Here is a 15980-nt window from a genome sequence, read left to right on the forward strand (position 1 = left end):
TCGTTCTGTAGTCGAGCGGCGCGATGATAACGCTCGCACTTTGCGGTTACTTCAAACACGGCAGAGCTCCCGCGAGGGAGATACATCCCTCGCGCGAGCCCACGTGCGCTGTCAAGCAAACTGAACGGGGCACGTCTTGAGGCTGCATGAATTCCCCAGGTGGACCTAGTGTATCGCAGCTCGCCAAACCTAGCGAGCGGTTGAAAAGATTGAATCGTGCCTGGTGCACCGAGCGACGGGCCAATGCATGACCACGGCCCAGGCCATCGATGCCTCCGATCGATCAGCCGCGACTTCACGCACCGCTAGTTTGCGCGAATGAGGTACCGCGCGCAAGCTGTGCGAGCTCCGTCTCGAGCGTAGGGTTGCGCTTGAACATGGCGTCGATCAACGCTTGCGCCGGCTGCTCGGCCGCTTCCACCCACGTGGCCTTCTCCGCTCGTGCGGAGGGCGCGAAGACACGCTTGACGACGGTCGGCGACCCCCTCAGACCGCATTTGGCCATGTCATCCACGCGGGCAGTTTGAGCGCTCCATTTTACGATTGAGGCACGGGCCGCACGCAAGGCATCGATCATTGCACCGCGACGAATTTGATTGCTTGCCTCTAACATGCTGACGAGACAAGGAAGCTTGGAACGCAGCATCTGGACTCCTCCTTCGCAGCGCCGTTCCGCATCGATCGTGCGTACTTTGAAGTCTAACGCTTTGATTGTGAAAACATATGTAAGCTGCTGGACCCCGAGCCTCTTCGCAATGCCAGGTCCCACCTGCGCCGTATCGCCATCGATAGTCTGCTTGCCGGTGAATATGACGTCTGGTGGGCCATATTCCTTGCCGATATTGCGAATCGCGCACGCCAGCGCGTAACTCGTCGCCAGCGTGTCGGAGCCCGCGAAACTACGATCAGTGAGCAGGACAGCACGATCGGCACCAAATGTCAGCGCCTTTCGGAGAGATTCTTCGGCCGATGGCGGCCCCATTGTGAGAACAGTGATTTCGCCGCCGAACTTGTCTCGTAGCTCGAGCGCAGCTTCCAGTGCGAACAGATCATATGGGTTGATGATTGTCGGCACGCCCTGACGCATGATCGTATTCGTGACAGGATGCACGCGGATTTGTGCGGAGTCGGGCACCTGTTTGATGCAGACGATGCTGTGCATATGCTTCTCCTAAGATGTTGAGCAGGCTCCCCACGAATAGCAACTGTCATACCACCCCAGGCATTTCGCCCATGAGACGAATGCAACGGCTGGAGACTGACGGTGAGACCGTTGTCGGGACTGCGACGGGCTGCGCAAAGCGGACGTGATCTCTCTCTGATCTGAGTCGCGGCAGAAACGGCGCGGCCGCGATCTTGCGCTAGTTCGACACCTAATCACTTCTCATCGGGCGAATACATTGCAAGCCGATGACTAGCACGCGGCTGACGCGAAGAGGGCTTACGCTCCCGGCATGGCCACCCCCAAGCAGAGCACATCGGTTTCGTATCCGCTTCATGGACCAGAGTACCGCCTCTTGCGCACGCTCTCCTACCGCGCCCGACGATCGAGAGAGACGCTAGCCGACTTTTTATTCAGAAGCGCTTGATCTCGATACCGTGCCTTCTCAAGGCATAGCCAATCTGGCGCGGCGTCAGTCCAAGCAGGCGCGCCGCCTTGGCCTGTACCCACCCCGACCTTTCCATCGCCGCGATTACGCGCTCGCGATCTGTGACCTTGGCGGCACCTATGCTAGGTCGGCCGGGTGGCTCTAGCGGCGTCAGTTCGCTACCGACCGGCTGAACGTGTGCCACAGCTTGTGTCGGCGGCATGCTCAGCCTCGCGGGAAGTGAGATTATCGGGCTCTGCTGTCGCGCCACTTGCTCCGGCCCGGGCTTCCATAGCGTGGCGGACAGGCATTGCCCGTGCCAGCATGCAAAATCGTCTCTTGCGATCGACGATCCGTGCGCCAGGGTCGCGGTCCGCTGCACACAGTTCTCCAGCTCGCGGACATTACCGGGAAATCCGCAATTCATAAGAACGTCAATCGCACTTGAATCGACGACCAGAGCACGGCCGTTCTCATTGTTGAAGTTCTTCAAGAATCGAGCGGCGAGAAGCGGAATATCAGTGCGTCGTTCGCGCAGCGGCGGCAGTAGCAGCGGAACCACGCTAATGCGATAATAGAGATCGGCACGAAAGTCCTTCCTTGCCACCGCCTCTTCAAGATTCTTATTCGTGGCTGCAATCACGCGGACGTCGACTTTGATCGTCTGATTGCCGCCCACCCGCTCGAACTCCTGCTCCTGAAGCACGCGCAGGAGTTTCGCCTGAAACGAAGCCGAGATCTCGCCAATCTCATCCAGAAACAACGTTCCCTTGTCGGCGAGTTCGAAGCGACCCTTGCGCGCGTTGAATGCGCCCGTAAACGCCCCCTTCTCGTGACCGAACAATTCGGATTCCAGCACCGTCTCGGTGAGGGCTGCGCAATTGAGTTTGATAAAGGGGCGTTTGGCGCGGCCTGAACGCTCGTGAATAGCCTTCGCGACCAGCTCTTTGCCGGTACCCGATTCGCCACGCAACAGAACGGTGCTATTCGATTTTGCGATCAGCTCGATCTTCTCAAGCATCGCGCGCAGCGCCGGACTGTCGCCGATAATTCCCTCGACTTGGACCTTCTTACGCTCCCGCCCATGAGGCATGAGCTCGGACGACAGCTGCTTCTGCATCCGGAACTCCTCATCCATAAGCCGCCCGCGGTCGCGCACAAAGGTGCAATGCAGCTTCGCCGTCTGGCCCAGAAGGCTTGCGACCATCGTCAGCAGGCCGAGGTCGTCCTCGAGCTGCGCATGCGTCCCGTTGTCTGCGATGCGGTCGATGCTCAGCGCACCCACAACTTTCTCGTCAATCTCTATGGGAACGCCGATGAACGCAACACACGTATTACCGGCTGCGTCTAGCATCTCGACGTCCGAAGGACTGAAGATCGAATGCAGCGCTACGTTATCGACGACGAGGGGCCGCCCCGTCGCCACAATTTGATCGATTGCTCCTTGCGGCAAGCGGCCCCCGCAACGCGCGTCGCGCCCTTCGCTCCGGACGTCATCTACGATGATCTGGGGCACCCCGTCATGTTCGAACAGACATACGATGCCGCGCCGCATCTGCATGAGCGAGGGCAGACGCTCGATGACGCTCGCCAGTTTGGCTTCGAGCCGGCATAGGCCGGTGAGCGTGTGCGCTATTTCAACGATCGTGCTTAGCGATTTCTCTTGCGACGGCAGAATAGAAGCGGAAGGGTCCGCGTCGGAGGTTGAGTTTGGTCTTTCGCGCAGGGAAACGCTGTCCAGCATAATGACTTCTCCGTTCCTATCTTGATCCCCCCCATCACCTCGATCGGACTTGTTAGACTCGTGTTGCATGCCTGCCTCGATCTGACAACCAGTTCTCAGGGCGGGGGCGAGAGATGACGCCTCTTCATGGCACCCCGGCAGCACTTACAGTGACTAGATCTTCCGCCTTATTCTTTCCAACTCACTGCGCGGATCAGCCCCGGCCAACATGGCTTCCATCGATGAAGCTCAGTTAGCCGGGTTCGCCAGGGACGGATTCACTCACAAGTGTTGCCCGCCATTGATCGGCACTTCGGCGCCAGTGACATAACTTGCCGCATCTGAACATAGGAAGAAAATGACCTTTGCGACCTCTTCGGGTGTACCCACCCGGCGTAGTGGGATCATTGGCACAAGATGCGCTTCCGTGTCAGGCGACAAAATGTCCGTCTTGATTTCGCCGGGCGCGATTGCATTGACGCGAATGCCATGTGAGGCGTAATCGTGCGCCATTTCGCGCGTGAGACAAGCGAGCGCAGCTTTCGACGTGGCATATGCCGTGCCTGCAAATGGATGCACCCGCGCTCCGGCGATCGAAGTCACATTGACGATCGAGCCTGAAGCCGCTTTTAGCTCATCGAACAGACCTTGAGCGAGCAGGATCGGCGCCACCAGATTGAGGTGGAACACGCTCATCCAGGTATCGACTGAGGTCGCCAGCGACGTAAGCCGGGCACCGTTTGGCGCTTTTGGTGAGTTTCCGGCATTGTTTATCAGTCCCTGCAGCGGTGCGCCGGCAAGGCGCTCCTTTATCTGGGCAATCACGCGCGGTAGCGTCCGATGATCGCTTAGGTCGACTTCGATATAGCTATCCCCCTCTGAGTCCCATGGGCAGCGCACCGCGTCGAATGGTTGGCGCGCGCAAGAAATGATGCGCCAACCGGCTTCCGAGAACAATCTTCCGGTGGCGCGACCGATACCGCGCGATGCCCCGGTCAATACCAGCGTCTTCCGCTCACGCAGCGGACGGCCCGCTCCATCGGCGTGAATTGGACCACGCGGGTCCGTTTCCGACGATTTAGCTGCGACCGCATTGTCATCCGATAGACCTAGATTCACACGCGACTCCCTTCCGCTCCCCTCGGCTGTGCACCTGGTGCAGGATCCGGGCCAGAGCGACGCAGGGCACAGGTGGCGCGCTTTTAGGACGCAAATGGCAGGTTCCGAACATCGACCTGTTTGCTTTTCGACACCGGCAACGCCGCAGCAATGGCTGTCGTCGAGCTCCCGCGTTCTGCCCACTGCGTGCGCCACGCCTTCGAGCCGAGAGGCTGGGGTTTCCATGGCGAGCTCACTGCGTCACCACTCCACGAGTGGTCTGTGGCTCATGCGCGCTGACGAGATAGATTAGCTGCCTTTGGCGGAGATCAGGATTCAATGGCCGGTTCGTCCAAGTTTGTCTTCGTCTGGTTACGCGCGGCCGCACATACGGCTCTTGAGCAATATCGATGGGCCACCGGCCGCGCGGTTCATCAGACCTCCGTTCGAAAGGACTCTGCGAGCGAGCATGAACAAGACCGTCGTCCAGAAAACGAGCTGACTGCAAAAGGGTTGCCCAGCAAAGGCAATCCATCTACCGGCTGCGCCTCCTTGCTGCTGGGACATTCTGACGTGACTGTCTGTTACGTCAGATTTCCTCGGCGACCCGGACTGCCATTGCCGTGCTTTTCACCGTCTGGCCAGCGATGGCGGATTTGGCCGGAGGATGACAGAACCATAACCTTTCTGCGCGGCCTTCGACTTACACCGGAGGGCCCGAAGCATTGCGGGGCAAGGCCGCCGGCGCCCGCTGGCATTGGCCTTACGCTTCTGAGTCGTTCGCCCTCCCACCGCACCGCATCCGTGGTAGTGCGCCGGTCAGCCGTCGCTTGCGGGACGGAAATCGCCATCCAACGTTCCTGCGACACGTTGCGAAACTCGACGGTTTCGAAGCAAGCAGCATCAGACCGATGATCTAGCCCGCCATTGTTCAGGCCCACATTCTGGCGCTTCAGCAAGCCGCGAAATGCTCGTTTGGATTATCGATCATGGTCAAGCGCTTCGGATTGCTCTGGTCGAATTCAATAATCCGTGGCACGAGCAGACGGGCATAGCGCGTGAAGGCGCTGGTGGGGGGAAAGCGGATCACGGTAGCGCAGCGCGCAAGAAGATACATGTCGATGAGAGCGGAAGCTCCACCTTCAATTCCCATTTCCGCACTATGCAACGGCCCTGCCCGATCGGCCTGGAAACGTTTTGGTACGGCGAAGACATCGGGAAACAGACCCGATAGGCGATCGAGCACCTGTGCACTGTCCGTGCACAGAAAGACCTTTACGGGCTTTGGATATGGCAAGGCTTTGGCTTTACGGATTGCCATGCAGACCTGACTAAGGGCGAGCTCCGAATCAGCCCAGTACGGCGCATGCTCCATGATATCTTCGCCATTGCCGTGCCGAACATGAACGCCAATGATGCTATGGCCGCTAAAATGTTTCTCATACAAGTCGTCGATCCGCGCTTGTATCTCAGACCTGAGCTTGATGTTCCGAAAGATCAGTCGTTCGGCTTCCTCGCCACAACGCCACATCAGGCAGGCGTCACAGACAATGGTGTTGGCTTCGTTATCTTCTCTTGCTTGGAACAGCTCGGTCAGTTCGTCACGTTCTCGGAAGATCTGCTCATCCGGACGATTAATGCAGTCGACCGATGGCCTATTCCACCACCGCGGGAAGAACGGTCCGGGAAACGAGAGCTGGTTGATCCGGTCATCGCAAATCACCGGTACCCCAGCGATGTCCTCAACCGGCTCGAAGAACACCGGAAAGGCGTTGCTGAACGGTCGGTCGATGTAGCAGGAACCGCGCCAGTCAACGACGAGCGTCCGCCCGGTCCGCTGCGCGTACGACCAGGCTGACGCCAGCGACCAGAGGCAGTCACCAAAGCCGGTACGCCTCCGAGAAATAACAAAGCGTTCCTTGGTCAAGTCATCAAACCCTTCTCGTTGCGCAAGATCAGTTTTGTGTGGCGCCACCTACTCATCTGCGATTCCGATCCACGCCAATGGACGGCTGGTCACCTGGGCGCAAGGCAATCAACCTGCAAGCCCTCCTCCACGGCACCGCGATTGGCAGGTCATGCAAGAGGCCTCCAAAGCGCCCTCTTCCGCATTGCTCACCTTCTACGATCACGCAGTCTTTGACGGATGCAGCCGAATACGGCGCAGATCCCAGAGCCCGCGCAGTTCGTTCACGAGAGCTTCTCGCCTAGTCCTGTCAGAGGTGACCCTGGCGAGAAGATCGGCAAGAACAGCTTCCTTCTCAATTTGCATCAGCATGTCGAACAGGTCATGCGAGATGCGCACGCTGTCCTGGCTGGAGTGACCCATGCGGATCTCGCAGACTGTCTCCTGGCGTTCTCGGCCCGCATGAGCGCGAACTCGGTAAAGAGATACATGGGGCGGCAGTGATACAGCGAGTGCTGTCCAGCTTTCGAGCATTGTTGCCCGCTTCTTGACGAGGAATGAACCGACCACAAGGCCATCAAGCTCGGTCGACAAAAACGCCGTAATCGCATCGGCAACGGAATCTACGATCGGTTCGGCATTGTTGTTGAACGACGTATTAAGCAAAATCGGGACGCCTGTCCGGCTCTTGAACGCGTTGATGAGTTCCCAATAGGAGGCATTGTTCGTGCGGGAAACCGTTTGCAGCCGAGCCGTACCATCAATATGCGTGATCGCGCCCAGCAAAGCACGCTTGGATTCACGCACGCGAACGACGAAATTCATGAAGGGGTATTCTGCGCGACCATCCGGCAGCTCAAAGAACGCGCCCGCATCCTCCTCCAGAACCGATGGCGCAAATGGTCGATAACTCTCGCGCTTCTTGACCATCGCATTGATCCGGTCCTTGTTCGCCGCGGGCCTCGGGTCCGCAAGAATACTGCGGTTGCCGAGCGCACGAGGGCCGAACTCCGACCGGCCCTGTACCCACCCGATCACGGCGCCATCAGCCATCCACTCGGCTGCTCTGGTTGCGACGTCAGCGGTCCGCTCAATCTCGAGGTGTCCGGCCCATCCCTTCAGTTCCTGTTCGATGCTGTCGTCGCTGCCGACATCTGGCCCCCAATAAACCGACTGTAATCGCTCGCGGGGCGCAGGTTGCCCGGCCTCGTTCGACACCATCAGTGCCGCGCCCAATGCGCATCCGGCGTCATGCGCGGCCGGCTGCACGAAGATGTCTTCGAACAGGCCTGAATACAGGAGTTTTCCGTTCAGCGTGCAGTTGTGGGCTACCCCGCCAGCGAGGCACAACCGTTTCATTCCGGTCGACTCACGGTAATGCCGAAGAATGTGAAACACGATCCGCTCCAGCGCCTCCTGCAACGATGCGCTCACGTCTCGATGCTGTTGGGTGAACGGCATTCCCTTTCGCCGGATCTCGATACTGCGCAGCAATGCCGGGCCGATACGTTCGAGGTGAACGCGGTAGCCACCGTTTGCGGAGAGCTCATAAAATTGCGAAAAGAGCTCGCGATAGCGTGCGGGATCTCCGTAAGGAGCCAGTCCCATAACCTTATACTCGTCGAACAGGCCGTAGCCGAGATATCGGATCGTCTCCAGATAGAACAGTCCGAGAGAGTTATTCTCTGGAAACGTCATAAGCTCGGTCATTTCGCTGCCTGACCCGACAGCCAAGAGACCCGACAGGAAGTCGCCACAACCGTCGATCGCGAGGACCAGACTTTCTTCAAAACCCGACATGGCCAGAGCGCTCACGGCGTGGGCCTGATGGTGGCCTACGAATGACACCCGGGAAGGATCCACTTGGGTACCGAACTCCGTGGCTAGAAGGTGCCGTAGCAGCAGATTCGCGTCTAGGGGAATTGAGATTTCCGGTTGTGAGATGAACAACCGTTCGAGCATTGCATTGCAATAGGCTTCAGTAGCGTAGAACGCAATACGATCGACGTCGCGAAGCTCCACACCCGCGGCTGCAAGACAGTATTCGATCGCACTGCTCGGGAGCTTGTTTGAATGTTTGATCCGGTTGAGGCGCTCCTCTTCCACGGCAGCGATCACGCGCCCGTCCTTGACAAGTACCGCGGCGCCGTCGTGCAGAAACGTGTCCGGTAGTCCAAGGGGGTTTTCATAGACCTTGTCGAGGCCGCCACTCAATCCTAGACACAGCATCTTGTTCTCCGTTAATCCTGAGAGGCCTGTCGGCCTATTTCGTATCGCTTGCTTTGGGAGTAGGCCGCACGTCCCCGCGGGGCCGATCAGGCATCGCTAGCTGACGAGACGCATTTAAGCGTCGCACGCGATTGGAAGTTCGCTACGCCCGATATCTCCTCTCGCACACGCGATGCTTCGCTTTAGGTCTTGTTCGTCTCACCGCATCAAGCGCTGCCGAAGCAGCACGGCCGAGACGAGGAAGGGAAATGCTGCGAAGATGCAAAGTGCGCCCACATGCAATCCGACGCTCTCGACCGGCCGACCGAGCATTGCTGGACGAATGAGATCGACCGAATGAGTCAGCGGCAATAAGGCCGCGATGCGTTGAAATGAACCGGGCAACTGGCTCATTGGGAAGATCGTCCCGCTCAAATACATCATGGGCGTGAGAATGAGCGACTGGTAGAAGATGAAGTAGTCGTGGCTCGGTGCAAGTGCTGAAACGACCATTGCAAGGCTCGCGAAAGTAACGCCAGTGAGGGCGATGGCTGGTAACGCATAGGGGATGGATGACCACTCTGCGTAACCCAGCGCGACGGCGACAATCGTGATCGCCGTCCCGGCGAGCAAGGCCTTGCTCGCTGCCCATGCCACTTCACCAAGAACAATGTCGCCGAGCGTAAGGGGCGTACAGAGCATTGCCTCCCACGTGCAATTTGTCTGCATGCGAGCGTAAGCCGCATAGATCGTTTCGAAGGTTGCGGAGACCATCGCGCTTGTGGCGACCATGCCAGCCGCCAGAAACGATATGTATGAGGTCCCCTCAACGCCACCTATGATCATTCCAAGGCCAAAACCGAGACCGAACAGAGAGCTCATCGGCTCGGCCAGATTCCCAAGAACCGATGCCAGAGCGACTTTCCGCCAGACCAGAAAATTGCGGCGCCATACCGCGATCCAGTTCCATGGATTAGCAGGGAGCGCCGGCGCAAAGCGTTGCCACATCGTTCAGTCCTTTATCTCTCGCCCGGTTAGCCGCAAGAAGACATCCTCCAGATTTGGAGGACGCTGCAGAAGGCGGAGATCCGTGCGGTTGGCAAGCCGGAGGCGCACCTGCTCTGGATCCGTGACATAGCAGAAGAGCGTCTCCCCGCTCACCTCAGCGCGCTGCACTTGGGGTCTGACCAGCGGCAGCAGTTCATGCGGATTACCGCCGTAAATCTCGATCACGTGGCAGCCGATCTGCTGCTCGATCAGCGCGTGAGGCGCACCTTCGGCGATCTTGCGGCCGTGCTCAAGCACGCACAGGCGGTCGCACAATCGCTCCGCCTCTTCCATGAAGTGGGTGGTGAGAAGGATCGTTTTGCCGCGCCCTAATAGCGAGCGCAAGCGTTCCCAGATCAGGTGACGGCCGTGCGGATCGAGGCCCGTCGTCGGCTCATCAAGCACCAGGAGCTGCGGGTCGTTAATGAGGGCCCGCGCCAGCGTCAGGCGTCGCTTCATGCCGCCGGACAGTTCGGCGACGCGGGCATCCGCCTTGTTCTCCAGGCGCGCGAATTCGAGTAGGGACGGCGTGACCGCTTTCACCTCAGCCGCGCTCATGGCGAAGTAGCGCCCGAAAACGAGCAAGTTTTCGCGCACCGTAAGCTGAAGATCAAGGTTATCGAACTGTGGGACAACCCCGATCCCCCGCCGCGCCAAGCGCGCCCGTGCCGGCACTGGCTCCCCGAGCACGCATATCTTACCTGCGTCGGGCGACGCAACACCCAGGATCAAACGCGCAAGCGTGCTTTTACCCGCGCCGTTTGGTCCCAGCAGACCGAAGCACTCTCCCGGCGCGACCGTAAACGAGAGAGCGTCCACGACGAGCCTGTCGTCGTAGAACTTGCTCACCTGGAAAAGGTCGACTGCCGCGGCTGACATTTGTTTACGCCATCGCGACGGACGTTGTTCGCGCCGCTTTCTCGCTCGCGCGCTTTTTTGTCCAAAGCAGGCCGTCACACCATACGTGATCGACGCGTCCCCACTGGCACGCGGCGGCAGCATCCGGGAAAAAGCCGCGTCCATGCAGATTGGCGCTGGTATTGCAAAGCAGCGGAATGGCTGTGAGCTTCTCGTACTCGACGAGAAGCTCGGCCACTTTATGCTGAGAGGTTCTGGAAACGGTCTGTAGACGAGCAGATCCATCGAGATGCACGACGGCGGGAATTTTCTCGCGCCATTCCGGTCGGGTCTGGTGATCGAACAGCATGTACGGATCGGGTATCCCAGGGCTAAAAATCTCCGCCGCACGATCCTCCAGGCATATCGGCGCTACCGGCCTGAAATGCTCACGAAGTTTGATGTCGTTGAGATGATCTTTCATTCCTTCCCAGCTTGCAGCCGCGAGAATGCTTCTGCCACCCAAGGCTCGTGGTCCGAGCTCGGCACGCCCGGCAAGGAAGATCACGGGCTTGTCGCAAGCGAGGATTGCCGCAAGTTCGCCCATAGTGCAGGGCGCGCCCTCCCATTCGGGCGGGACTTCGCTGGGACGAAGGGCCGGTCCACTGTAGACCGACCATTCCAGAGCTCTAAAGCCTTGCTGTGCCGCCAGTGCAGAGCAAGCAGCACCAATGGCTGAGCCGCTGTCGTTCGGAAAGGGCGGCACCCACACGATATCGAACAGGCCTGTCGCACGAAATGCACTATTCCACTTAATATTCAGGCCACAGCCGCCGGCTATGCAGAGGTTACGCGCCCCCGCAAGATCCGAATGCCGCTCCACAACATCAGCAATGGTGCGAACCAGCAGACGCTCTAGGAAGACGTGAAATGACGCAAGGACGTCTTCGGCTTGCTTTCCCTTCAATCGCACTGCGCACGCATCGAAGAAGTCGTGCAGAGCTTCAAGTGGCGATTGTGAGCTGTTGATCTCTTCAGGCTCAGGACAAGCGCCCTCAGCATCCGCGGCAAAGTGCGCCTCATAAAGTTCCTGAAACGTCTTAATACTGTCCTCGTCGGGGGATCCCAGGGCGATATAGGCCATCAGCTTGCCGGCAATACCGAGATCCCAGCTGGTCCGGTCTGCCCGCCTGTAAGGTCCAAAGTGATGTCCTGCCGTCGCATAGGCGTGACCTATCATCGGAAACAGGCACTCGATGAACCGGATGCCGTGAGGCTCGACATAGTAGAGGCGTGGAAACATGCAGCCGTCCCACACCAAGCAAAAAGCAGATTGTGCGGATTTGGCAAACGAGCTGGCGCAGTATGCGGATGCTACGTGCCCGGTGACATGGGGATAGCTTTGATAGGGATATAGCTTCCCGTCAAGCATGAGGCCGATGCGATCGCGGGACGTCAGGGGGCTATCGCCTTGCCGTTCGACATACGGCGCGCCCTTGAGCTTGATCGTCGTCGTCCCACTAAGGACTTCAAACTGGGACTCGAACTCTCCATCCCAGCCATCAATGACGAACTGATCAACATCGTTCGGATCCAGCCCGTGCTCCGCCAAGGCGCTAACAACCGCATCCAGGTTTTCAATGGTTTGATAACGCGGATTGTTGTTCAGCTTCTCCTGTTCGATACAAAACACCACCCGGCCGTCCTCGATCAGAGCGACTGCCCCGTCATGCGTCAACTTGATACCGCAGATACGCATAGTGGCTCCTTTTCAAGCTCGGCCGTTGGGAGGGATCGAAGTTCGCTCCGGATTGCGAAAGCGGACCAACAAGCAGTCTTCGTCAGTCGACTGCCCCTGGCACTGCACGCGTTCGACCTCAATGAGCGCTTCAGTCAAAATCGTGATGACTGTCTCGGCGCCAGCGACATGCCCCCATCGCCTGCAGGTCGCATCACGTGCAGATCCGAAGACCAGATGCCCACGTGGAGCAAGCATCTTCACCATCTTGTCGATTGCGGTACGCATCCGTGTCATGTCTTCGAGATAGTAGAGAACTTCGGCCACCACGATCAGATCGAACAGCTCTTCGGTCGAGAACTGCAGAATATCGGTCGCCGCCCAGCTGATATGTGACCACCTCTTGGTCCGCTGGACCGCTCGACCGATCGCTCGCGGCATAACATCGATGACTGTGAGCCGTTTGCAGTGAGGAGCAAGCTTGTCTGTGAATGCACCGGCCGCGCACCCGATCTCGAGGCCGGCTGAGACGGCGCCGTTCGACAGCGATAGCCGTAGCAACTGGGTGTGACGCTCACGTTCGAACGGATTGTCGTCAAGCCGCCACGGGTCATCGTTTGCCAGCTCCCGTTCCAGCGACTGATATGTCTTGTCCACGCTCACCACTGAATCCCCCTACAAAGCTGCTCAGTCAGTCTCGGCCACAATGCCACCAGGCGCGATCAGCTGCGAGGGAGCGCGCGAAAGACCTGCCCCGCGAATTGAGCCAGGCGTTTCCGATGCCGGGTTAAGGCTTGGTCCAGTTGTCGCGTCTGCGATCGAGACCTTCGATTCATCGACGTCTGACGATTTCGCTACTTTGCGCGAGAGCCAGTCGCTGTTGCTCAAGGTACAGAGCGCATAGGCTTTCATCGGGAGCAGGAGGAAGATGTTGATCGGTGTGTGCAGCGAGAAGCCGATAAATCGAAGCTCACGGGCACGAAGGGCCGCTACGCTGCATCGAATCATGGTCATCGCGCCGATGGTCAGACCGGTCCACCAGGGCACGGTGCCGGTGAGCGCGAGCTGAGCGAGCGCGGCAATCGTTGAGATGGCGAGCAGCAGCGGCCCGAGGTTCTGTCCGAGCACGTCGAGCGTAAGGTACCAGTCCAGGCTGGGCAACAGGTGCAAACCGAGCAGCGTGTCGCGGTAAGTGCTCCGCGCCCAGCGGAGCTGTTGCCGCAGATATGGCAAGAGCCTGTCCGGGACCACCGTGGCGGCGATGGCGTCCGGAACGTACTCGGTTCGAAACCCTGCCTTGAGCATGAGGATCGTCAGATGGCGGTCCTCACCGAAGTCGCTCGGCTTTCCCCGGAAGAACTGCGTCTCGTACTGGTCGAGCAGCAAGAGCAGCGCGGAGCGGCGGTACATGGCACACGGCCCGCAGCAGCACATGACGGCGCCAAAGCGCGTCTGCGCCGCGCGCTCTTCGTTGCAAGCCAACCAGTACTCCATGTCGATCAATCGGGTCAGCCAGCTGTCGCTCCGGTTGCTGGCCGTCAATTGCCCCATGGCCGCGCCGATGGCTGGATCCTGCATCTTGCCTACGAGCTTGCTGACCACGTCACTGGCGATTTCCGTGTCGGAATCGACGTTGAGCACGAGATCGCCGAACGACCGGCGTATCGCTGCGATCTGCGCCTTGCGCTTTCCAACGTTGCTTGGCAGCAGAATGACCGTGAACCTCGGGTCATACGCGTAGCTCCCATGGACCGGGGCCACTGCACCGACATTTGCAGAGCCGTCATCGACCACATAGACTTGCAATCGGCCTGGGTAATCCTGGCTTGCGAGAGATTTCAGGCAGGCCGCCAGCGTCCCCGGATCCTCGTTGAAGCAGGGCACGATGACATCCACGCTGGGCAGAGCTTCGGTGTCGACGAGGTCGTACGGCGGCAGTGAGGCGTCGGTTCGCAGCGCATAAAGCGCCTGCGCGCTCTTATGGACGCTGGAGAGCAACGCGTAGGAGGCAACAGCAGCGGTGCTGATGGTGGCAAGCAGGCTCATGGGAATTGATCTATTCAGTGAGTTTGAGGAAGCGACCGGATTGCAAATCCAAGGTCATGCAGTGCTGGAATAAGCTGGGCGAGCGCCGTCACAGTCTGGTCGCGCCGCCCAGAGTGAGGGGAGCGTTCCAACTCGTCGGGAGGGCACCCGTCGTGCAGGAGCACGATTGCCCCCGGCCGGACTGAGGCCAGCACCGCGGCAACAATCGCCTCGCCGCCAGGACGAGACCAGTCTTGCGGGTCCACTGACCAGTGCAGGGCTGCCAGTTCGGCCTTCGCCGACGCGGCGAGGGCCTCCTTGGTCCAACTCCCATACGGCGCACGCATGTGCCGCACAGAAGCTCGGGGGCAGGCCATCCCGATGACCTTGTTCGTCGTGAGGATCTCATATTCCACCTCATCCGGCATGCATTTGGATAAATCCGGGTGCGTCATTGTGTGGTTTGCGAGTTCGTGCCCTTCTGCAATGATGCGCTGGATCAGCTCCGGCTGGCCCGCTGCATATGCACCAATCACGCAGAAAGTGGCGGGGGCCCGATGCTGCGCCAGCACATCCAGGATAGCCGGCGTGCAATGCGGGTTGGGACCATCATCAAACGTCAGATAGACACAGCGCTCTCCGCCCAAGTCGGCGCAGTCGCTCCGCGCTTCAGTCTCGTTGGCTGCGGTGGTCACAGTTCTGGCCCGTTCCGTTCAATCATCTCACCGGCCGGCCATTCGCTCATTGGCCTCGCAATCGGCAGAACGAGGCCGACCACGTCCTCCACGCGCGTCGGAGGCACAGTGAGATAGATATCCGGACGAGCTGACCGGACACGGAGCCCTGGCAGAACAGTCGCCAATCCCTGTCGCCCGAGCAGCCTGGTAATATGTTTCTGCAGGGCGGATCGGACCGTGCCAAAGCCGAACGGCACCCCAAGGTCTCGCAACACGGGATACATCACGCGGATGGAGTGGCTGATGCCGAGCCCCTCGAGATCCGGGCGTACCCCGTACAATCCGAGTTCAGCCACAAGCAGGTCGACCTCACCCACTTTTATGAAGCGGCGCAGTGCGCCGATGTGAATCGCGATGCCACGATCATCGTAGCCGATCGCCCGAATCTCAGGCCTTGCGCCGGCCCAGCTTCGATGACCTTCAAAGGGTTTTGCATTGAATGCCCCGGTCGGACCATAGGTCTTCCGGAAGAAGTCGGACAATTCAATATGGTCAGCAAGTTGAAGCTCATTCTCCCAGCACAGCCTCCAACGAACTGGAGGGCGCGCCGAAACACCTCGTGTGGATCCGGGCGCGATCATGTCCATAGAGAGTAATTCCTGTTCATTATCTGGCTCCTGACGCAGGCCAACAGTTCGCTGCGCTCGAAAGGCTTGCTCAAGAACTGGAGTCCAGCTTGGAGGGGTCGACTCATATCGTCTTCGGAGTTGTCTGTGAGCACAACGGTGGGAATCACGCCTCCGGATCCAGCCAGATGATGGAAAAGCTCACAGCCACTCATCACGCTCGACTGCATGTCCGCGATCAAGCACGACGTGATCAAACGGCGGCCCGATTTCAAGAACTCGTCTGCGCTCTCGAAGGGTTCGGGTACGTAGCCCGCGGAAAACACCACATCTGTCAGAGCTTCACGCACTGACCGATTTGCATTCACAATGGATACGACGTCGAGCGTGTGCGCAACTCGCATCAGATTCGCCAAGGACGCCTTCGCTTGCATGTTCCGCACGATTTCTCCGCAGCAACGACGCAATCGGATGCGACCAAACCTCGTTTGGTACCCGCAACCGAA

Annotated in this window: 13 protein-coding genes; all 13 read right to left on the minus strand. The window is 59.1% G+C overall.

Translation table 11 applies throughout. From position 1 onward, the window contains the following. Window positions 1-295 precede the first annotated feature (295 nt). Complete coding sequence (locus ABIA90_RS23530; protein ID WP_354119250.1) at window positions 296-1162, minus strand: electron transfer flavoprotein subunit beta/FixA family protein; 867 nt, start codon at window positions 1160-1162, stop codon at window positions 296-298. A gap of 413 nt (window positions 1163-1575) precedes the next feature. Further along, on the minus strand, window positions 1576-3333 hold the full coding sequence (nifA, locus tag ABIA90_RS23535; protein ID WP_247457874.1) for a nif-specific transcriptional activator NifA: 1758 nt from the start codon (window positions 3331-3333) through the stop codon (window positions 1576-1578). A 261-nt stretch (window positions 3334-3594) separates the two neighbouring features. Continuing rightward, window positions 3595-4431 carry an SDR family NAD(P)-dependent oxidoreductase gene (locus ABIA90_RS23540; protein ID WP_247457875.1) on the minus strand — a complete coding sequence of 279 codons (837 nt, stop codon included), beginning with the start codon at window positions 4429-4431 and terminating at the stop codon, window positions 3595-3597. A 931-nt stretch (window positions 4432-5362) separates the two neighbouring features. Continuing rightward, window positions 5363-6337: a nodulation protein NodZ gene (locus ABIA90_RS23545; protein WP_247457876.1), complete on the minus strand. Its 975-nt coding sequence runs from the start codon at window positions 6335-6337 to the stop codon at window positions 5363-5365. Window positions 6338-6538: 201 nt separating this feature from the next. Continuing rightward, entirely contained in the window at window positions 6539-8545 is a 2007-nt protein-coding gene (locus tag ABIA90_RS23550) for a carbamoyltransferase family protein (RefSeq protein ID WP_247457877.1), read from the minus strand. Window positions 8546-8743: 198 nt separating this feature from the next. Then, window positions 8744-9532, minus strand: a complete 789-nt coding sequence (locus ABIA90_RS23555) for an ABC transporter permease (protein ID WP_247457878.1) — start codon at window positions 9530-9532, stop codon at window positions 8744-8746. A gap of 3 nt (window positions 9533-9535) precedes the next feature. Next, window positions 9536-10450, minus strand: a complete 915-nt coding sequence (nodI, locus tag ABIA90_RS23560; protein ID WP_247457879.1) for a nodulation factor ABC transporter ATP-binding protein NodI — start codon at window positions 10448-10450, stop codon at window positions 9536-9538. A 4-nt stretch (window positions 10451-10454) separates the two neighbouring features. Beyond that, window positions 10455-12167 (minus strand): nodulation protein NodU, encoded by a 1713-nt coding sequence (gene nodU, locus ABIA90_RS23565; RefSeq protein ID WP_247457880.1) that lies wholly within the window; start codon window positions 12165-12167, stop codon window positions 10455-10457. Window positions 12168-12179: 12 nt separating this feature from the next. After that, window positions 12180-12809 carry a nodulation methyltransferase NodS gene (nodS, locus tag ABIA90_RS23570; RefSeq protein WP_247457881.1) on the minus strand — a complete coding sequence of 210 codons (630 nt, stop codon included), beginning with the start codon at window positions 12807-12809 and terminating at the stop codon, window positions 12180-12182. Window positions 12810-12833: 24 nt separating this feature from the next. Continuing rightward, entirely contained in the window at window positions 12834-14192 is a 1359-nt protein-coding gene (nodC, locus tag ABIA90_RS23575) for a chitooligosaccharide synthase NodC (RefSeq protein WP_247457882.1), read from the minus strand. A 14-nt stretch (window positions 14193-14206) separates the two neighbouring features. Beyond that, window positions 14207-14866 (minus strand): chitooligosaccharide deacetylase NodB, encoded by a 660-nt coding sequence (gene nodB, locus ABIA90_RS23580; RefSeq protein ID WP_354116726.1) that lies wholly within the window; start codon window positions 14864-14866, stop codon window positions 14207-14209. Beyond that, entirely contained in the window at window positions 14863-15495 is a 633-nt protein-coding gene (locus tag ABIA90_RS23585; protein WP_247457883.1) for a NodA family N-acyltransferase, read from the minus strand. Before ABIA90_RS23585 ends, nodB begins: the two co-directional genes overlap by 4 nt. Next, window positions 15486-15908, minus strand: coding sequence for a response regulator transcription factor (locus ABIA90_RS23590; RefSeq protein ID WP_354116730.1), 423 nt, complete (start codon window positions 15906-15908; stop codon window positions 15486-15488). The genes ABIA90_RS23585 and ABIA90_RS23590 overlap by 10 nt, the downstream gene beginning before the upstream one ends. Window positions 15909-15980: the final 72 nt, after the last annotated feature.

It is taken from the genome of Bradyrhizobium sp. LA6.8 (assembly GCF_040547935.1).
Classification (GTDB): Bacteria; Pseudomonadota; Alphaproteobacteria; order Rhizobiales; family Xanthobacteraceae; genus Bradyrhizobium; species Bradyrhizobium barranii.